Consider the following 18974-nt stretch of genomic DNA (forward strand, 5'->3'; position numbering starts at 1 on the left):
GTGTAGTCGGCGTACTGCACCGGCAGCGGCGCCCACCCCGGCTCCTCCCCCCGGCGACGAGCGGCGTACGCCGTCGTCAGATCCCGGGCCAAAGGCGTCATCGACCAGCCGTCGGCGGCGATGTGATGGACCACGAGCAGCAGCACATGCGTCGTCGGGCTCACAGCGAAAAGCTCGCCGTGCAGCGGAGGCTCGACACCGAGGTCGAACACGTGCTGGGCGGATTCCGTGAGCCGCGACGGGAGACTCTCCTCATCCACCTCGGTGACCGGAAGCAGCGGACATGCCGCCCGGGCCTCCATGCTCTGTTGCCGAGGGACGCCGGCGACTTCCGGATAGACGGTGCGCAAGGTCTCGTGCCGGGTGACAACATCCAGCAGCGCCTGCTTCAGCGCGGTCCGGTCGAGCTCGCCGGAAAGCCGCAACGCCAGGGGGATGTTGTATGTCGCGTCGGGTCCCTGCATACGTTGCAGGAACAGCAACCGCTGCTGCGCGTACGACAGCGGCACGGGATCGGGACGTTCACGGGCGGTCAGGGCCGGATACTTCTCCTCCGCGCTGTGCAGCCGGGCCGACAGCCGGGCGACGGTAGGTGCTTCGAACACGGCACGCAGATCCACGCTCGTGCCGAGGGCGGCCCGGATGCGGCTGCTGAGGCGGGTGGCAAGGAGCGAGTGGCCGCCGAGTGCGAAGAAGTCGTCGTCCACACCGACGGCGGGAACCCCCAGCACTTCGGCGAACAGCTCGCACAGCACCTGTTCACCCGGTGTACGCGGAGGGCGGCCGGTGGCTGCGGTCGTGGTGACGGCCGGCGCGGGCAGCGCGGCCCTGTCCAGCTTGCCGTTCGGTGTCAGTGGCAGTTCCTCCAGCACCACGAAGGAGGACGGCACCATGTATTCCGGCAGACGGTCCCGCAGGCGGTCGCGCATCGAGGCGATGTCCGCCTCGACCCCGGACGTCGGCACCACATAGGCCACCAACCGTCCCTCCCGTACCTGGACGATGGCGGAAGCGACGTCGGAATCGCCGACCAGAGCAGCCTCTACCTCGCCGGATTCGACGCGGTGACCGCGTACCTTGATCTGCTGGTCGCCGCGCCCGGCGAACTCCAGCAGTCCGTCGGAACGCCACCGGGCCAGGTCACCGGTGCGGTACATCCGCCTCCCGGGAGGGCCGAACGGGTCGGCCACGAAACGTTCGGCGGTCATTCCCGGTCGCCTCAGGTAACCCCGCGCCAGCCCCACCCCTGTGATGTACAGCTCACCCACCGCGCCAGGCGGTGTCGGGCGCAGCGCGCTGTCCAGCACATGGACGCGGGTGGCGGGGATCGGCCTCCCGATCGGTGGCGGGGTGTGGGCAGGGGTGAGCGGTTCGCTCATGGTGGCGCACACCGTGGCCTCGGTCGGTCCGTACGCGTTCACCATCCGGCGATTGACGGACCAGCGTTCCACCAGGCTCGCCGGACATGCCTCTCCTGCTACCACGAGGGTGCTCACGGAGGCCTGTGTTTCGTCCACTGCGGCCAGTGCCGATGGCGGCACGGTCGTATGAGTGATCGACACGTCCGGATCGGTGAGGGCGGCCACCGGGTCAGCGGTGGGCGGGAGCACCAGGGTTGCACCGGTCAGCAAGGCGGTGAACAGCTCGGATACGGAGGCGTCGAAGCTGGGCGGGGCGAACTGCAGGACGCGGCTGTCGGCGTCGATCGCGAAGCGCTCCGTCTGGGCAGCGACCAGGTTTCCCACGCCGGTGTGGGTGACCACCACCCCCTTGGGCCGGCCGGTCGACCCCGAGGTGTAGATCACGTACGCCGGATGGAGCGGGTCCACCAGGATCCCCGGGTCGGTGTCGGGTCTGCCCTGAGCCAGTTCGGCCACCGTCAGCGGATCGTCGATCACCAGGGTCGGCCGCGCGTCGGTGAGCAGGTACTCGATCCGCGCCGCCGGATACGCCGGGTCCACCGGCAGGTAGGCAGCCCCTGCTTTGAGCACGCCGAGGATCGCCGTCACCAGTTCCTGGCTGCGTGGCAGGGCCAGGGCCACCACGTCCTCGGCCCCGATTCCCCGAGCGATGAGCGCATGCGCGAACCGGTTCGCCCGCGCGTTGAGCTCGCCGTAGGTGAGGGTCGTATCAGCGGCGCTCACCGCCACCGCCCCTGGTGTGCTGCGCACCTGCTCCTCGAAGAGCGCCGGTACGGGAACGGCAGGAGCCCCGCGCACCGGTGCTTCCCCGTCGCCGATCAAGCGCTGCCGTTCGTCGGCCGAGAGGAGGTCAACCGTGCCGAGCGGGAGACCGGGGTCGCATTCCGCCAGGTCCGCCAGCAGACGCAGCAGCCGCCGCTGATGGTCCGCGAGGGCCGTGTCGTCGTACACCTCGGGAGCACCGCGCAGTTGCAGTTGCGGGCCTTCGTCGTCCCGGCGGTCCCACACGGCGATCATCAGGTCGGCGAACAGCCCGGCGGATGTCTGGTGCGCGGTGCACCGGTGACCGTCGAAGGTGAAGTCGTAGGGAAAGCCCATCAGATTCACCACGGGCGAGAACGCCGTACCGGCGTCGCGGGGCAGACCCAGCTCGCGATGCAGGTCCTCCCCGCGATAGCGCTGGTGCGCCACCGCCTCCCTCACCCCGTCGTCCACCTGGGCCAACAGGCTGCCCAGCGACATGTCGGGCCGCACGGTCAGCCGCAGGGGCACCCCGTTGGCCAGCATTCCAGGCGTCGTTCGGGAGACCTGGTCAGGACGGCCGGCGACGGCCAGCCCTACGACGACGTCCCTGGTACCGGTCAGCCGGTGGATGTAGAGCGCCACCGCCGCGATCACGAAGCGGTTCTGGGTGATGCCGGCGCGCCGGGCTGCCGCCCGCAGGGCCTGGGGGCACAGGAAGGGATGTACCTCGGTCGTGCGGGCCGTCCCGGGGGCCGGGTGGTGTGAGGGCTGTTCGGTTCCCGGCACTCCGTGCTCCGCTGCCCCGAAGCCGAGGCGGGGCGGGATCGTCGCCGCCCGCTGCCATCCTTCCAGTTGCCGGGCCCAGTACCTCCGGTCCTCGGCGCACTCCGGGGACTCCCGGTACTTCTGATCCGCCCGGACCAGGACCGACAGCGGGCCGAAGGGACTGCGGCCGATCCCCCGTCCGCGGGCCAAGGCGGTGTACACCTCCGCGGTCCGGCGTGCCACGAGGGAGCGGCCGAAACTGTCCATCACAGCGTGGTGGTACATGTGGGACCACCAGAACCGGTCCGGCGCCAATTCGAGCAGAGCGAAGCTGAACAGCGGGCCTTCCGCCATCTCCATGGGCCGAGCCAGGTCCTGGGCGATCCACCCGCGTGCGGCCGCCTCCGGGTCGGGCTCGTCGCCGACATCGACGACCGACAGGGACCAGGACAACTCAGCTTCCAGGGTCTGTACCGGGCCGTCGTCACCCAGCACCAGACGGGCCCGCAGCGCGTCGGTTTCCGCGACGACCTGGCGCAGCGCCGCCTCGAACACGACCGGATCGACCGGTCCGCAGATCTCCAGATACTCCCCGACGCGCAACGCGACGCCGGTCTGTGAAGCGTGCTGCTCGGACAACCAGATCTCGCGCTGGGCGGCTGTCAGCGGCAGGACCTCCGCCGACGGATCCGCTTCGTACGGCGTGACCGACGCCGGATCGCCCTCCACAGCGGCCAGCTCATGACGGGACAACGAGGCACCCTTCTGCAACGTCCGACGCCCTCCACCTACGCTCCGCACCCGGACGGGGCCGAGTCGGCCGACGGGCACAAGCAAACGCCCGCCGATCGTTCGGACAGACGACACCGCGTCCGGTCGACAGAACGACAACTGGCAAGCGTGTGCTGCCCGTCGACGTCACCGGCTCTGTTCAGCAGGCTCATCGTGCCAGCCGGAACCGTACGCTCCGGCCGTGGGAGATCACTCCTACCCAAAGGGATGAAATCCTGGTCCGAGGCATGTCCGCGCCACCAGCAGGCTCTTTCAACCTGCACAACACCGCGGCTCGTTCAGCATGGGGGGACATGTCCCAAGCCTTGGGCGCTGCCGCCAATGGCGCTCACACACTTCGGCGGGGCCCCGCACCCACCCCGGTGCTCTACGGCGGCCTGAGAGCCGATCACGCCCCTCCGGGGCGCGCAGGGAGCGCTGGACGCTCAACCGAGCATCCAGGGCCGATCTGGCACACGTGGCTCAGAACGGTGGGGCCCTCGTGCTCAGGACCTGTCCGGTGAGTCGCGTTTCCGGCGTGCCCGGTACTGGGCGACGTTATGGCGGTTGCCGCAGATCTGGGGGCTGCAATACCGGCGACGTCCGGCGCGGCTGGTGTCCACGAACACTCCCGCGCATTCGGGCGCCGCGCAGTACCGGAATCGGTCGTGGCCCAGGGCGTGGAGCGAGCCGAGCAGCCCGGCGCCCGTAAGGACCGCCAGCTCGTCGGCGATGCACGTCTCGGGCGCGGTGCCGACCACCCAGCGCCAACCGTCCGCACCCGGCACCAGGAGAGGTCCCCGCCCGGCACGTGCGACCAGCGTGTTGGCCCGCTCGACCGCCTCCTGCTCGGTGGGTGCCGCCAGGGCCGCGCGCACCTCCTCGCGCAGTGCGTGCACCTGGACGAGATCGCCTCGGGTGATCCGGCGAGTGTCCGTGGGCTCGACAGCGTGCTCGGCGAGGAAGCGCGCCAGTGCGGCGGGGTCACCCATCGCCTCGCTTGTCCGCAACCGGATCGCCGGTGAGCTGTTCGCCATAGCAGTGGCCACACCCGCACCAACCGCGTAATCGGAAAAATAGATCTCCACGCCTTACCTCCCGCTGCCGTAACGGCTACCGTAGCCGATGTAAGCGGAGAAAGAATATTTCACCTCTTAGCTCGGAGGCGAGACCGTATGCCCGCGCACGCTCAGCACGACAGTCCACACATACCTGACGTTGTCCGGGGCGATCCGTACGAAGAGTGGCAACTTCCCGACCGGGTACGAGTCGAGGGCGGAGAGGTCGCCACGGGCGTTTTCGGCCACGGTCCGCCCGTCGTACTTGTCCACGGCACGCCCGCGTGGTCCTACCTGTGGCGCAAGGACTTTCCACGGCTCGCCGAACACTGCACGGTGCACGTCTGGGACCTGCTCGGCTTCGGCGACTCACGCCGCCCCGACCCGGCGTTCGCCCCTCCATCGCCCGACAGGCGGCGACCCTCGCCCAACTCGTCGCCCACTGGGGGCTGACGGACCCCGCACTGGTCGGCCACGACATCGGCGGCGGCATCGTGCTCCGCGCCCATCTGCTGCACCGGGTCCCCGCACGGGCCCGACTTCCGCGCCGACGCGTCCTCCCCGTTCGGCTCACAGTGGTGTCACGGGGCGCCGGAACCGGCAGCCCCTGCTCGACCTGCTGACACGGCCGGGACAGCCGGGGCGGTGGGCCGGAAAGAGGCGTTACGAGCCGGGGCAAAGCCGCGCTGGCGCCCGGGGGACCTTATAGCCCGCACCGGCTCGCAGGAACCGGCAGCGACAGCATGTGCCACTGTGATCTCGAAAATTATGCAGTGGTGCTATCTGCCGCAACACTTCCTCCGTGGCGACTGCTCGGACTGCAGCCCGAAACCCGTCTTCAGTCGGCGGCGGACAGCAGCTGAAGGTGGGACTCCCCCAGCGCCGGGGAACACGGAGTGCATGACTCTTCAGCACCCTTCCTACCGGGGCGGCGACCGCCGCGACCGGTTCGCCCGCCTCGCGGAGGCCGCCTCGAACCTGACCAGTTCGCCGCTCTTCTTCCTTATCTGTCTGATCCTGATCGTCGGCATGGTCATCGTCCATGCGGTGCATCTGCCCGTGCCCTGGCTGATCTTCGCGGGTGACGTACTGACTTCCGTCAACCTGCTCATGCTGGCTCTGCTGAAAAACTCCGAGAGGCGGGCAGAGGCCGCTCTCCAGCGCAAGCTGGACGCGATCGCAGCGGCCATGCTGGAGGCGCAGGAAGGTGAGTCGCACCATGCACGGGACTCGCTGCGTCAGGCTATCCGGCTGGAGGAGGCATTGTGACCCGTCATCCAGACCCCACCTCCTCGCCGGCACCCCCGGCAAGGCGCTGGAAGGATGCGCCGTGCCGGGAGGGACCGCGCGCCTGGGCGGAGGGCCGGACCGGGTGCATCCGCGTCGACGCCGGCTGACCCTTCGCTCCCCCGCCGCCCCGGGAAGCTGCTCGCGTGCGACGACTCCGTGACCGGCGGGTCCTGCCTGAGTCCGACCGTAGGATCAGTGGCATCACGCGGCCGGCTGTCGCTCCTCGCCTGAGGAGTTCGGGATCAGCGGGCTGGCCGGAGAAAGATGTCTGATTCGTGGAGTCCGGACGGTGATGGTTCCGCGTCCACGTGCCTCGAACCGGCCTGGGCAGGCCCCGGACCAGGCCCAACACTGTTCTGGCCGACCGCGCTTACCCTCCCGTGCGAGCCAGGTGCATCGTCGGCGCAGGGGAATCCGCGCGATCATCCCGCAGCAGACCAAGCGCCGAGCGCCTGGTCAACATGCACAATGCCTGGCTGGGCATCGCTGTGTTTCTCGATGATCCGGGTCGAAGACCTCACGCCGGACCACCGACGATCACAACGCGATACGCGCCTGGCAGCGGCTAGCAGCTCTTTTCCCGGCTTGGCCCGGCTTGTCGTGACTCACTGCTGCGGTGGGCGGCCGGATGACTGGGCGATCTCCCGCTCGGCCGCGTCGATGATCGCCAGTATGGCGGCGGACGCGGCTGCGGGATCGTGGCCCTCGACGGCTTCCACGATGGCGCGGTGGGCCGGCAGTGAGGCTTCGACCGCGCCGGGTGTCTGCGTACTCACGGCGAAGCTGTGTTCCAGCGCGACGTCCACCGCGCGGCCCAGGGAGCCGAGGAGGCGGTTGCCGCTCGCGTCCAGCAGGGTGCGGTGGAAGGTGATGTCGGCCTCGACGTAGCCGCGGCGTCCGGGGCGCACCGCTGCGGCTTCCATCTCTGTCAGGGCGTCGTAGAGGGCACGTACCTCATCGGGTCCGGCGCGGCCGGCTGCCAGCCGGGCGGCCTCGGGCTCGACGATCCGGCGCAGTTCACCGGTGTCGCGCAGCAAGGCCGCGGAGTCACCGGACTGTTGCCAGCGCAGCACGTCGCGGTCCAGGTGGTTCCAGTGTTCCGGTGGCAGCACGCGCGTGCCCGTGCGCGGGCGTACGTGCAGCATCCCCTTGGCCGCGAGGGCCTTGACCGCCTCTCGCAACGCGCCGCGGCTGACGCCGATTTCGGTGGCGAGCACATCTTCGACCGGCAGCGACTGCCCCGGCTGCCATGTGCCACCCACGATCCGTCGGCCGAGCTCGTCGACCACCCACTGATGCATGGTCCGGTAATGCATCACGATCTTTGTTCGCCCCCTGGACGCCAATCATCGAATCATTCAATGATTGCTCTCATCGTACAGACCCGCGAGCTCGACCAGCCGGAGAGAGGCGTTCCCCATGACGCACGCGGACGACGGCGTCGGCACTCCCCACCATGCCGAAGCTCCCTTCCCCCTGAACAGCCGCCGACTGCCGCTGCCCGAAGTGCGGACGCTGCCGGCCCCGCCCCGTAAGCCCTGGCGGATCATCGGTCCGGGCATCGTCGCAGCCGGTGTCGGGCTGTCCTCGGGCGAGTTCATCCTCTGGCCCTACATCGCCTCCCAGGCCGGGCTCGTCTTCCTGTGGGGCGCGGTCGTCGGCCTCGTCACCCAGTGGTTTCTCAACATGGAGATCGAGCGCTACACGCTCGCCACCGGGGAGACGGCCATGACCGGCTTCAACCGCTACTGGCGGCACTGGGGGGCGGTGCTGGCCGCGCTGACATACGCGGCGAACCTGTGGCCGGGCTGGGCCACCAGCTCCGCCGCCATGCTCTCGTACGTCTTCGGCGGCGAGCCGACCCTCATCGCCGTGGGCCTGCTGCTGCTCATCGGCGCGATCCTCACCCTCGCCCCGGTCGTGTACACCGCGCTGGAACGACTGCTGTTCGTCAAGGTCGCTCTGATCGGCGGATTCTTCGTACTCGCGGTGATCTTCGTCATCAAGGCGGCGAGCTGGAAGGAACTGCCGCAGGCCGCCACCCACGTCGGCCAGTTCCCCAGTGAGCTCGGCATCGCCGTGCTGATGGGAGCGCTCGCCTACGCCGGGGCCGGCGGCGGGCAGAACCTGTGCCAGAGCAACTGGATACGTGACAAGGGCTTCGGCATGGGCCACTACGTGCCCCGGCTGGTCAGCCCGGTGACCGGCAAGGAGGACGCTGCTTCCGGACCGGCCACCGGATACGTCTTCGTCCCGGAAGGAGAGAACCTCGCGCGGTGGAAGCGCTGGTGGCGCTTCGCCAACACCGAACAGGCCGTGACGTTCGGTCTCACCACCGTCGTCACCATCGTGCTCGCCTCGCTGATGGCGCACTCCACCCTCTTCGGCACGCCGGGTCTCTCCAACGACGTCGGCTTCGTGCGGGAGGAGGGCGAGGCACTCAAGTCCCAGGCCGGCAGCTGGTTCGGGGTGCTGTTCTGGCTGATCGGCGCCTTCTCGCTGTTCTGCGCGGCGACCGGCATCGTCGACTACACCAGCAGACTCGCCGCGGACGTCCTCAAGTCGACGTATCTGCGAGGCGCGCGGCACTCCGAGAGCCGGCTGTACTTCTGGCTGGTGTGGGGGCTGGTGGCCATCGGCGTCGCCATTCTGGCGCTCGGGTTCGACCAGCCGCTCGTCCTGCTGGTCATCTCCGCCTGCGTGGCCGGGCTGATGATGTTCGTCTACTCCGGCCTGCTGCTCTTCATGAACCGCAAGGCGCTGCCCGCGCCGCTGAAGGTGCGCAGCTACCGGACGGCCGCCCTGGTGTGGGCGGTCGGCCTGTTCGGCGTGTTGTCCGTGCTGACCGTACGGCAGCAGATCCAGGATCTCTTCGGCTGACCCTCACCCGACCGGACCGAACGGCTCACGAGCCACAGGAGGCACTCTTGACGGACGAGAAGCAGACGGCCCGCCGCAGCCAGGCGTGGTTCGGGGCGAGCGGCCGGAGTGGGATGTTGTACCGGTCCTGGATGCGCAACCAGGGCTTCGGGCACGAGGTGTTCGACGGGCGTCCGGTCATCGGCATCGCGACCAGTGCTTCCGAACTCGCCCCGTGCAACGCCCATCTGACCGGCGTCGCCGAGGCGGTCAAACGCGGCGTATGGCAGGCCGGCGGCTTCCCGCTCCAGTTCCCGACCATGGCCACCGGCGAGACGCTGATGCGCCCCACCGCCATGCTCTACCGCAACCTGATGGCGATGGAGGTCGAGGAGCTCGTCCGGGCCAACCCGCTCGACGGCGTCGTGCTGCTGTCCGGCTGCGACAAGACCACGCCCGCCATGCTCATGGGTGCCGCCAGCGTCGACCTGCCCGCCCTCATGGTCACCGGCGGGCCGATGCTCAACGGCAAGTACCGGGGTGAGGACGTGGGATCCGGCACCCATGTGTGGAAGTTCGAAGAGGACCTGAAGACCGGCCGGATGACGCAGGAGGAGTGCTTCTTCGCGGAGGGCTGCATGGCCCGCTCGGCCGGCCACTGCATGACCATGGGGACGGCCTCCACGATGGCGTGCATGGCTGAGGCGCTCGGCATGCAGCTTCCGGGGTCCGCGACCTGGCCGGCCGTCGACTCCCGGCGGACGGAGACGGCGCAGGCGGCGGGGCGGCGCATCGTGCAGATGGTGCACGAGGAGCTGCGACCCTCGCACATCCTGACCCGGGAGGCGTTCGAGAACGCCATCCGCACCAACGCGGCCATCGGCGGCTCGACCAACGCCATCATCCACCTCACGGCCCTGGCCGGGCGGGTCGGCGTCGAGCTGGCCCCCGAAGACTTCGACGCCCTGGCCCGTGCGGTGCCGACCCTGGTCAACCTGATGCCCAGCGGAAGGTACCTGATGGAGGACTTCTGCTATGCGGGTGGGCTGCCCGCGGTCCTGGGCGAGCTCCTGCGCGGCGGAATGCTGCACGGCGAGCAGATCACCGTCACCGGCCGCGGCATCGCCGAGAACGTCGCGGACGCCGAGCGCATCGGCCCGGAGGTCATCACCGGCCTGGACGCCCCGTTCCAGCCGGCCGGCACCGTCGGGACACAGGTTGCACCGCCGTACTGCGCGGCAACCTGTGTCCCGACGGTGCGGTGATCAAGCAGTCCGCCGCGTCACCGCGGCTGCTCACCCACCGCGGTCCGGCGCGCGTCTTCGACTCCCCCGAGTCGTATCACGCGGTCTGCGACGACCCGGACCTCGACGTGGACGAGAACACCGTGCTCGTCATCCGCAACGCCGGGCCCAGGGGCTACCCGGGCATGCCCGAAGTCTCCAACGTCCCGCTGCCGACCAAGCTGCTGAAAGCCGGCGTCACCGACATGGTGCGTATCTGCGACGGCCGGATGAGCGGCACCGGGTACGGCACCGTGGTCCTGCACGTGGCACCGGAGGCCGCCGTCGGCGGGCCCCTGGCCCTGGTGCGCGACGGCGACCCGGTGGTTCTCGACACCCCGAACCGCACCCTGCGCCTGGACGTGGACGACGCCGAACTCGAACGGCGCCGGGCCGCGTGGACGCCGCCCGCCCCGCAGCACGCCGGCGGTTACGCCTGGCTCTACACCCAGCACGTCGAACAGGCCGACCGGGGCGCCGACTTCGGCTTCCTCCGCGGCTGCCGCGGCTTCGGCGTACCCCGCGAGTCCCACTGACGCGTGCCCGGCAACATCCCGTCGAGCTCAGGAGGAACGCCGTGGACCCGGCAGCCCAGCCCCGTCCGGCCCTGTCGTGCGGTTCGGTTCTGCCCAGGGACGCCGATCGAGCGGCCCTCGTCGCCCGTGTGTACGAGCCGGAGTGGGGCGGCCCGTGTGTGGCCGCGGTGCGCGGCGAGTACGTCGTCGATCTGACCGCCCTCGCTCCCACCGTCTGCGACCTGTTCGAACGCGAAGACCCGGACACCGTCGCCGCGCTCGTGCGCGAGGCGCCGGGCGGACGCACATGGCGGCTCGGCGAGCTGCTGGAGTCCACCGCGGCAGGCCGCCCGGATGTCCCGCGCCTGCTCGCCCCCGTCGACCTCCAGGTGATCAAGGCAGCAGGCGTCACCTTCGCCCGCAGCCTGCTGGAGCGGGTCATCGAGGAGCGCACCGGCGGCGACCCTGCCCTGGCCGCCCGGGTGCGCGAGCGTGTCGTGAGCGCGGTCGGGGGCGCCCTCGGCCAGGTGCGCCCCGGGTCGCCGGAGGCCGGGAAGGCCAAGGAGCTGCTGATCGCCGAAGGGCTGTGGTCGCAGTATCTGGAGGTGGGCATCGGCCCGGACCCCGAGGTGTTCACCAAGGCGCCGGTGCTGTCCGCGGTGGGCACCGGAGCCGACATCGGCGTCCTCGCTGCGTCGGTGTGGAACAACCCCGAGCCCGAGGTCGTCATCGCCGCTGACTCGCGCGGCCGGCTGCGCGCCGCCACGCTCGGCAACGACGTCAATCTCCGCGACGTCGAGGGGCGCAGCGCGCTGCTGCTGTCCCAGGCCAAGGACAACAACGCCTCATGTGCGATCGGCCCCTTCCTCCGCCTGTTCGACGACGGCTTCGGTCTGGACGACGTGCGCGGGCTGGACCTCGACCTGCGGGTCGAGGGCCGGGACGGCCATCTGCTGCACGGCAGCAGCTCGATGCGGGAGATCAGCCGGGACGTGCTCGACCTCGTCGCCTCCGTGCACGGCCCGCACCACCAGTACCCTGACGGCTTCGTGCTGTTCACCGGCACGCACTTCGCGCCCACCGAGGACCGGCACGCCCCCGGCGCGGGCTTCACCCACGAACCCGGCGACGTGGTACGGATCTCCAGCCCCCGGCTCGGTGCCCTGGTCAACACCGTCACCGTCAGCGAGCAGGCCGCGCCGTGGGAGTTCGGGCTGCGCGCGCTGATGCGCAACCTGGCCCAGCGCGGTGTGCTGTGACCCCGGGCCTCGTTCGTCGTTCGCCCCCGTTCACGGCTCGGGGCCCGGACCTGGGCGGCACGATCACGGGCGAGCACGGTGGCGGAGGGGCAGCGCGCACCCGATCGTCGCCTTCATGTGGCCGCGAGCCTTCCCGGTGTTCACGGCAGAGCCGCAGAATGATCGCTGATATTGCAGTCGGTCGGTGGTCTGCCCGCCCCAGGGACGGACGCCCTGCTGAAGGCAGGGGTTTGGGGACGGCGGCCGTTCGAAGTACTGGGAAGGCGGTACGGGATGAAGGTGCGGGAGAAGACGGCCGGGCGGGGCGGGTCGTCCGGGCTGCGGGCCGGCAGACGGGGCAGCGCGCTGGCGGGTGCCGTCATGGTTGCCACACTGCTGGGGTCGGTTCTGATGCCGCAGACCGCGTCCGCCACCGGTGACACGGAGTCGGACGTCCGTGGGGGGAAACGGCTGCCGGCAGTCATCGACGGTGGGGCGTGGGACGCCGGACACGTCCAGGGCATGGCCATGGACCGCAAGGGCGGCCACATGTACTTCTCCTTCACCAACCTCCTGGTCAAGACGGACCTGCGCGGCAACCCGGTCGGCTCCGTCACCGGATTCACCGGCCATCTGGGCGATCTGGACTTCAACGAGCGGGACGGCAGGCTCTACGGCTCCTTGGAGTACAAGGATGCCGAGTCGTTCTACATCGCCGTCTTCGACGCCGACCGCATCGACCGGATGGGCATCGACGCCCAGACCAGCGACGTCGTCTCGACGGTCTACCTCAAGGAAGTCGTCAAGGACTACACCGCCGACATGGACGGCAACGGGGTCTTCGACGGCGACACCGCCGACACGCGGGACCACCGTTACGGGTGCAGCGGCATCGACGGCGTCGCGTTCGGGCCGGACCTGGGCGGACGCGGCGAGCGCAAGCGCGGCGCCTCGCTGCTGACCGTCGCTTACGGGATCTACTCCAACAACGCGCGCTCCGACAACGACCACCAGGTGCTTCTGCAGTACGACGTGCGCCGGTGGAAGAAGTACGAGCGTCCGCTGAGCGAGTCGGCCCCGCACACCAGCGGCCCGGCGCACGCCGACGGCAAGTACTTCGCGTACACCGGCAACACCACCTACGGCGTGCAGAACCTGGAGTACGACGCCGCCTCCCGGAACTGGCAGCTGGCGGTGTACGAGGGAAAGAAGCCGGACTTCCCCAACTACTCCCTCTTCACCGTCGACGGTACGAGGCCCGCCGTGCGCGGCCCGGTGCGCGGTCAGCCGGAGCCGGAGCAGGGCAAGTTGCTCACCCTCGCGAAGGAGGGCCTGCACGATCCGGTCACGGGTGTGCGTGGCTGGCAGGCTCCCGGCGAGTACGGCCTGGTGTCCTTGGACGACGGGCGCTACTACGTCGCGGAGTCCGGCACCGTCGAGGAGAACGGCGTCAAGAAGCAGACGGGGCGCGCCGTGCTGCACCGCTGGACGGGCCGCACCCCGAACCCGCTCGCTCCGGTGCGCGGGGCGACGCGGTAGTGCTGGTGCGCCGGTGACCGTGCCAGGGCTCAGCGCAGCGGGTCGAAGTGGCGGATGAGTGGATCCTCGCCGTTGCCCGTCATGGCGTCGGCGAGGAGCCTGCCGGTGAGCGGCCCGAGCACCATGCCCCACATCCCGTGTCCTCCGGCGATCTGCACCCGGGGCGAGCGGCTGGGACCGACCAGCGGCAGCCCGTCCGGGGTGCAGGGGCGCGAGCCCACCCACTCCTCGTGGCGGTCGTTCCAGTCGATACCGGAGAACATCGGCCGCGCGGATTCGATGATGGTGCGAATACGCCGAGGATCCAGGGGCGCGTCGGGCGCACGGAACTCCATGCTGCCGGTGACCCGGAAGCGGTCGCCCAGCGGATTGCAGGCGATTCGCTGGCCCGCCAGGTAGATCGGACGCGTGGGCATCGCCCGCGGTCGCACCGTGAAGCTGTATCCACGCCCTGCCTGCACCCGCATTCTCACGCCGAAGGGCTGTGCCAGATCGTTCAGCCAGGCCCCACCGGCGAGTACGACGGCGTCGGCACGCACCGTGTCCCCCGCCTGCGAGATGCCGGAGGAAACCAGTTCGACACCTGCTTCACCCAGCTCGTCGACCCGGGCCACGGGGAAATTCCCGATGATGTCACCACCCCGGTCGTGCACGGCTTGTGCGAGACTTCGCACGAATTCGGGTGGGTTGATGAAGCGTTGCCCGTGCACCCGCAGTCCGGTGCGGACTTCGGCGCTGAGAACGGGTTCGAGTTCCCGCAGCTGATCACCGGTAACGGTCTCGAACCGGGCCTCGTCGCCGCCGCTCGCGCTCATCCGCGCGAATTCCTCCAGCACGTGCTCCCGGTCGTGACGGTCCCGGCAGGCGATCACGAGCGGGTCGGCGTTCTTCACGGGCGCACTCACACCGCCCTCGGTGAGCTGCTCGAACGCGGCGAGACAGCCGCGGTTGAGTTCGTTGAACACCGCCATCGCGCGCCGCCATCGCCGTGCCGTGCAGTTGCGCGCGAACGACATCAGAAACGACCACAGTTGCCGGTCGACCGTCGGCGGAATGGACACCGGCGAGGAGCGGTCGAGGAACGACCTGAAGCCGTACCGCAGCACGGAAGGCTCCGGAAGCGGCACGGTGAACGCGGGATTCAGCATGCCGGCGTTCCCCCAGGAACTGCCCGCGGCAACTCCCGTACGGTCCAGTACGGTCACGCGTACGCCGCGTTCCTGGAGAAACCACGCGGTCGAAAGTCCGGCCATGCCGGCGCCGACGACGGCAACATGCTCGGGAGCGGTACGGGCTGTGTTCACGATCACCTCGGAAGTCAGGCGGAACGCGGCATGCTGGGCGGGGTCCGGCGCGCGGGCGCCGGAACGGTTCGGATCAGCGCGGATTCAGACTTCGATGATGTCCGCCGGGCCGTGGGTGAGGACGCGGGTGCCGCGCTCCTCCACCACGAAGGTCTGGCTCAGGCCGACCCCCGAGCTGCCGAAGGAACGGAACGAGCCGGGGATGTGGAACACCATGCCGCTCTCCAGAGGTTCGTGGTTGTCGGGCGTGAGGTAGAACGGGGCGCCGTCCATCCAGTGCGGTTTGTGGGCCAGGCCGACGGGATATCCGAAGAGCTGGTGAAACATGACGTCGTCCGGGAGCGGGCCGAGGGCCTTCCCCGCCTGGACGGCGACCTGCGAGGCGGTGACGCCGGCCGCGGCGGTCTCCAGCACGGCGGCGACGGCAGTACGCGCCAGTTCGGCCAGCCGCTGGTCGGCGGCGCCCAGCGCTCCGTCCCGCACCACGGTGCGCATGACCGGCGCGTGGTAGCGCGCCCGGGTGCCGGCGAACTCCATGAAGGTGGGCCCGCTGCCCAACTGACGTCCCACCCAGCTGGAGTGCGGGATGCCGCCGCGCTGTCCGGTGGCGACGACCGGTCCCCACGCGGAGGGTGAGTCGGCCTCGCCGTACAGTGCCGCGGCGATCGCGGCGGCCACGGATGAGTCGGTGGCGCCGGGGGCACGGGTGGCCGCCACTCCGGCCTCCACCCCCTTCTGCGTCACCGCGGCTGCCTCCTCCACCCGGCGCAGCTCGGCGGCGGAGAGCACCAGGCGGGCCCGTTCGACGAGGTAATCGGGGTGCTCGACCTCCAGCCCGAGACCGCGCAGGATGTCCAGCGCGCGCGGGGGTGTGGAGGCATGCCCGATCTCGACGCCCACTCGAGCGCCCTTGGGGAGCACCGATGCCGCGTGCTGGAGGAACAGGTCAAGTCCGCGCAGCGCGTCCGCGTATCCGCAGAAATGGAGGTTCCCGGCCACCGAGCTGGCCAGTGCCCTGCCGACTTCCAGGTCGGGAAGGTAGAGATGGGTCTCGGAGGCGGTGACCAGCAGCGGCTGGGGCGCTGTCTCCGCCGTATGATAGCCGCACAGGTACTCCACGCTGGAGGGGCGGAAGACCAGCATCGCGTCCAGCGGCAGCCGGTCCATGCGCACGCGCAGCTCGCTCAGCCGCGCCCCGTACTCGGCCTCGTCGAAGGCCGCGCCCTCGGCCGCCCGTACCGACGCCGCGGTCTTCTCGGTGAGCCAGTCCGGCGAGGGAGCACTGCCGAGCCGGGTGATGTCGGGACCGTTTCCGCTGTGCTCCGTGGTGCCCATGTGACCCTCTTTCTGACGAAGGAATTGCCGTGGATCGCCCGATGGCCGCAGTTCCGCCTGCCGCGGCGCGCTGCGGGAGGCGCGCTGCGGTGGGCTGGGCTGCGGGACGTTCGGGCGGCCTGGTGCTGGTGCTGTCCTGGGGTGCGGCAACGGGCCGGGCCGCGCCCGGCGAACTTCCGGGCCGTGCCTGCTGTGCGGATGTGTGCGAGGGCCCGGTGTGCTCGCTGCGACAGGTGGACGACTGGGATCGGACTGCGGGGCGAGGTCGGCGGACTTCCGCTGCTCACTTCGCATGCAGTCTCGTGGACCGCATTCCTTCACGTCTATTGGGAAATCCTTCAGCGAATACTTAACGTTCGGTTAATGGAACTCTCGCTGAACCGCCTGCGGATGCTCCGGGAGCTGTCCCGCTGCGGCACCATCACCGGAGCGGCGGCGGCGCTCCACTACACGCCGTCCGCCGTCTCGCAGCAGTTGGCGGCGCTGGAGCGTGAGGTGTGCGTACCGCTGCTGGAGCAGGTCGGGCGCCGCGTGCGGCTGACGGAGACCGGGCGGGTGCTCGCGCAGCACGCCGAGGTGATCCTGGCGGCCGAGGAACGCGCCCGGATCGCGCTCGAACAGGCACGGGAAACCCTGACCGCCGACCTCACCGTTGGCGTACTGGCGACCCTCGCGGGCACCCTGGTGCCGCCCGCCCTGGCAACCCTCGCCGAACGGCACCCCGGCGTACGGGTCAAGACCAGGGAGGTCGTTCCGGAGGAGACGCAGTCGGCCGTACGGGACGGCGACCTCGACCTGGCGTTCGTGCTGGACTATCCGGCCGCGCCCGGCTCCGGCGCCTGGGACAACAGCGCCCTGGAGTGCACGCTCATCGGTGTGGAACAACTCCACCTCGTCGCCCCGCGCGGGCGCCTGAGCACACCGGCGGATTCGGCGGGGTCCACGGAAGGGCCTCCCCCGGCTGCCGCTGTGCCGTCGCATACCAGTGCGGACCGGATGTTCTCAGGCCCCCCTGTGGAGCTCGCGGACCTGGCCGGGTGTTCCTGGGTCGCGTCCGGGACCGACACCGAGTTCGGCCGCGCCCTGTGGTCGGTGTGCCGTGCGGCAGGTTTCACGCCGCACATCGCACATCAGATCGACGAGCAGGCGACCGCGATGGCGATGGTGTCGGCGGGCCTCGGCGTCACCCTGGTCGCCGAACTCGCCTTGCCGCTACGGCCCGTGGGCGTCGACGTCTTCCCCTTCCGCGACCCGATCCGGCGCCGGATCACCGTCATCCGGCGTACGTCCACCAGAGACCGCCCCTCGGAGCGGGCCTTCGTCCGTGCCGCTGTGGACACCGCCGTCTCCCTCGGACTGCTCGACGACCCGGCCGGCCAGGGCTGAACCGGCGCGGCTGTGTCTCGACGGCGCCGCCACGACGGTTGACGTGCGGTGTCACCTGCACGGATTCGTCGCATGACGCCGTGGGCGGTGAGTGGCCGCAGCTCAGGAGATCGACCCGGAGGGTGCAAAGATGAGCCGAATCGGCCGTCGGCCACCCTCCTTTCTCAGCCGGTCATTCCCCAGGCACGGTCGGCCGCTGCGGCTCGGAAGCGCTCCATACCGCGGCGCCTCCCTTCCGACGTGGCGGACCGTCGATCGACAGATGAGCATGGAAGAGGTGGGCGCAACTCTCCGGTCGGGTGCGCAACGACCTCAGCTCTCCTCTCGCCACCTCGACCGTCTCATCCGGTGCGGGGCCCCTTGGCGCACCCCTGTTCCGACTCGACCGTCCTCGGGAGACCTCATGTCCCAGCCCCCACAGCAGCAATCCCCACCCGGTGTGACGTCCGGGATGGTTCCCGAGCCTGATCACGGCGCGGAGAGCTACCGCGGATCCGGTCGGCTGACCGGCAAGACTGCGTTGATCACTGACGGGACAGCGGGATCGGACCTGCCGCTCCTGATCGGCTGTGCACTGGCCGAGGACGTTGCCCCAACTCACCGCACCCTGACGACAACAGCCAGACACCTTGTTCGAGGCCTGGTACGGGCGGCGAACCCCTCGGTCCGACGCTTCGACCACACCGAGCACGCCTTCTCCTACGGGCAACGGCATCCGGAACCGGTCATCGCGACCGCAGTGCAGGTTCCCGGCATCGCGGCCGCCGTCACACCGTGAACTCCCGGATCACCAGGTCCCGGAAGACCGCCCGCCCCCCAATCGTGAACAGCGCGAGACCTGCGTCGATCAGGTACGGAAATGCCTGCGAGGAGTGGACATGGCGGCCGTCGTCGACGAACATTTCCACCGACGTCCGGTCCACCAGGATTCGCAGCCGTGCACGCCGCGCAGCCACATCGAAGGGGCTGTGGCTCTCCTGCCACTTTCCAGAGGTGTCCGGATTCCGCGCGCTGCTGCGGTTGAGGAAGGCGTAGTCCCGATACACGCCGGCGTCGACATGGCGACTCCCGTCCCCGGAGCGCCGCAGTTGGAGTCCGGCACCGGCCAGTTCGTCCCAGGCGATCTCGCAGGTCACCTCGTACGCCGTGCCCGTGTAGTCCAGCACCCGAGTTCCGTCGACCTCCAGATCACCGAGCCGTACCGTGCGGGAGACGTACTCGTCCAGCGCGGGCACCGGCCGTGATGCCAGGTAGTAGGTACCGGACGACGTCGACTTGAGGGTGACCTCCCGGACGACCGAGTCGGTTCCGTTGAAGCCGTCGCTGTCGATCGTGGGCGTGGAGTTCGCGTAATCCCAATTGTTCAGCCAGGCGATCGCGTGACGGACGTGTTCGTCGACGCGGCCGGCCGCGTCCCGCTTCTCGAAGGTGACGGCGGCGTACCAGTCACAGCCCTGGTCCAACCA

At 69.8% G+C, this 18974-nt stretch carries 13 protein-coding genes and 2 pseudogenes; 9 read left to right on the top strand and 6 right to left on the bottom strand.

Features of this window, described 5'->3' with window-relative positions:
* Together KBY19_RS31980 and KBY19_RS31985 are read right to left on the bottom strand one after the other, a co-directional pair.
* Positions 1 to 3683, bottom strand: a 3683-nt coding sequence (locus tag KBY19_RS31980; protein WP_210967240.1) for a non-ribosomal peptide synthetase, incomplete at its 3' end; no start/stop codon positions are given.
* A 524-nt stretch (positions 3684 to 4207) separates the two neighbouring features.
* Positions 4208 to 4738 (bottom strand): CGNR zinc finger domain-containing protein, encoded by a 531-nt coding sequence (locus KBY19_RS31985; protein WP_099886126.1) that lies wholly within the window; start codon positions 4736 to 4738, stop codon positions 4208 to 4210.
* A gap of 138 nt (positions 4739 to 4876) precedes the next feature.
* Here KBY19_RS31985 and KBY19_RS37855 point away from each other — a divergent pair, with 138 nt between their 5' ends.
* The 3 genes and pseudogenes from KBY19_RS37855 to KBY19_RS32000 form a co-directional block, all read left to right on the top strand.
* Positions 4877 to 5212, top strand: a complete 336-nt coding sequence (locus KBY19_RS37855) for an alpha/beta fold hydrolase (protein ID WP_210967241.1) — start codon at positions 4877 to 4879, stop codon at positions 5210 to 5212.
* 447 nt (positions 5213 to 5659) lie between these two features.
* Positions 5660 to 6028, top strand: a complete 369-nt coding sequence (locus KBY19_RS31995; protein ID WP_099886125.1) for a low affinity iron permease family protein — start codon at positions 5660 to 5662, stop codon at positions 6026 to 6028.
* 307 nt (positions 6029 to 6335) lie between these two features.
* Positions 6336 to 6488 (top strand): annotated as a pseudogene (locus tag KBY19_RS32000) (IS5/IS1182 family transposase); the annotation flags it as partial.
* Positions 6489 to 6654: 166 nt separating this feature from the next.
* Here KBY19_RS32000 and KBY19_RS32005 read toward each other — a convergent pair.
* Positions 6655 to 7395, bottom strand: a complete 741-nt coding sequence (locus KBY19_RS32005) for a FadR/GntR family transcriptional regulator (protein ID WP_210967242.1) — start codon at positions 7393 to 7395, stop codon at positions 6655 to 6657.
* A gap of 73 nt (positions 7396 to 7468) precedes the next feature.
* Between KBY19_RS32005 and KBY19_RS32010 the strand changes: the two genes are divergently transcribed.
* The 4 genes and pseudogenes from KBY19_RS32010 to KBY19_RS32025 all read left to right on the top strand — a co-directional run bounded on the left by KBY19_RS32010 (position 7469) and on the right by KBY19_RS32025 (position 13483).
* Positions 7469 to 8929 carry an Nramp family divalent metal transporter gene (locus tag KBY19_RS32010; protein WP_210967243.1) on the top strand — a complete coding sequence of 487 codons (1461 nt, stop codon included), beginning with the start codon at positions 7469 to 7471 and terminating at the stop codon, positions 8927 to 8929.
* A 47-nt stretch (positions 8930 to 8976) separates the two neighbouring features.
* Positions 8977 to 10727 (top strand): annotated as a pseudogene (locus KBY19_RS32015) (IlvD/Edd family dehydratase).
* Between the two features lie 41 nt (positions 10728 to 10768).
* Positions 10769 to 11965 (top strand): fumarylacetoacetate hydrolase family protein, encoded by a 1197-nt coding sequence (locus KBY19_RS32020; RefSeq protein ID WP_185019217.1) that lies wholly within the window; start codon positions 10769 to 10771, stop codon positions 11963 to 11965.
* Positions 11966 to 12355: 390 nt separating this feature from the next.
* Positions 12356 to 13483 (top strand): hypothetical protein, encoded by a 1128-nt coding sequence (locus KBY19_RS32025; protein ID WP_247691648.1) that lies wholly within the window; start codon positions 12356 to 12358, stop codon positions 13481 to 13483.
* A gap of 29 nt (positions 13484 to 13512) precedes the next feature.
* On the opposite strand, the gene KBY19_RS32030 is transcribed toward KBY19_RS32025, so the two are convergent.
* Entirely contained in the window at positions 13513 to 14793 is a 1281-nt protein-coding gene (locus KBY19_RS32030; protein WP_210967245.1) for an FAD-binding oxidoreductase, read from the bottom strand.
* 78 nt (positions 14794 to 14871) lie between these two features.
* On the bottom strand, positions 14872 to 16122 hold the full coding sequence (locus KBY19_RS32035) for a Xaa-Pro peptidase family protein (protein WP_099886119.1): 1251 nt from the start codon (positions 16120 to 16122) through the stop codon (positions 14872 to 14874).
* A gap of 363 nt (positions 16123 to 16485) precedes the next feature.
* Here KBY19_RS32035 and KBY19_RS32040 point away from each other — a divergent pair, with 363 nt between their 5' ends.
* Both KBY19_RS32040 and KBY19_RS37665 read left to right on the top strand, forming a co-directional pair.
* Positions 16486 to 17508 carry a LysR substrate-binding domain-containing protein gene (locus tag KBY19_RS32040; RefSeq protein WP_210967246.1) on the top strand — a complete coding sequence of 341 codons (1023 nt, stop codon included), beginning with the start codon at positions 16486 to 16488 and terminating at the stop codon, positions 17506 to 17508.
* Positions 17509 to 17911: 403 nt separating this feature from the next.
* Positions 17912 to 18286, top strand: a complete 375-nt coding sequence (locus KBY19_RS37665) for a hypothetical protein (protein ID WP_210956848.1) — start codon at positions 17912 to 17914, stop codon at positions 18284 to 18286.
* On the opposite strand, the gene KBY19_RS32050 is transcribed toward KBY19_RS37665, so the two are convergent.
* Positions 18276 to 18974 (bottom strand): GH32 C-terminal domain-containing protein (locus tag KBY19_RS32050; protein ID WP_210967247.1); only part of this gene is annotated, 699 nt, incomplete at its 5' end. The genes KBY19_RS37665 and KBY19_RS32050 overlap by 11 nt on opposite strands.

This window comes from Streptomyces sp. B15 (assembly GCF_018070605.1).
In the GTDB taxonomy this organism is placed as follows: Bacteria; Actinomycetota; Actinomycetes; order Streptomycetales; family Streptomycetaceae; genus Streptomyces; species Streptomyces smyrnaeus.

Bases quoted from the DNA above. Each gene is read 5' to 3' on its own strand.
- KBY19_RS31985 (WP_099886126.1), bottom strand. From the start codon at position 4,738: ATGGCGAACAGCTCACCGGCGATCCGGTTGCGGACAAGCGAGGCGATG.
- KBY19_RS37855 (WP_210967241.1), top strand. From the start codon at position 4,877: ATGCCCGCGCACGCTCAGCACGACAGTCCACACATACCTGACGTTGTC.
- KBY19_RS31995 (WP_099886125.1), top strand. From the start codon at position 5,660: ATGACTCTTCAGCACCCTTCCTACCGGGGCGGCGACCGCCGCGACCGG.
- KBY19_RS32010 (WP_210967243.1), top strand. From the start codon at position 7,469: ATGACGCACGCGGACGACGGCGTCGGCACTCCCCACCATGCCGAAGCT.
- KBY19_RS32025 (WP_247691648.1), top strand. From the start codon at position 12,356: ATGCCGCAGACCGCGTCCGCCACCGGTGACACGGAGTCGGACGTCCGT.
- KBY19_RS32035 (WP_099886119.1), bottom strand. From the start codon at position 16,122: ATGGGCACCACGGAGCACAGCGGAAACGGTCCCGACATCACCCGGCTC.
- KBY19_RS32040 (WP_210967246.1), top strand. From the start codon at position 16,486: ATGGAACTCTCGCTGAACCGCCTGCGGATGCTCCGGGAGCTGTCCCGC.
- KBY19_RS37665 (WP_210956848.1), top strand. From the start codon at position 17,912: ATGTCCCAGCCCCCACAGCAGCAATCCCCACCCGGTGTGACGTCCGGG.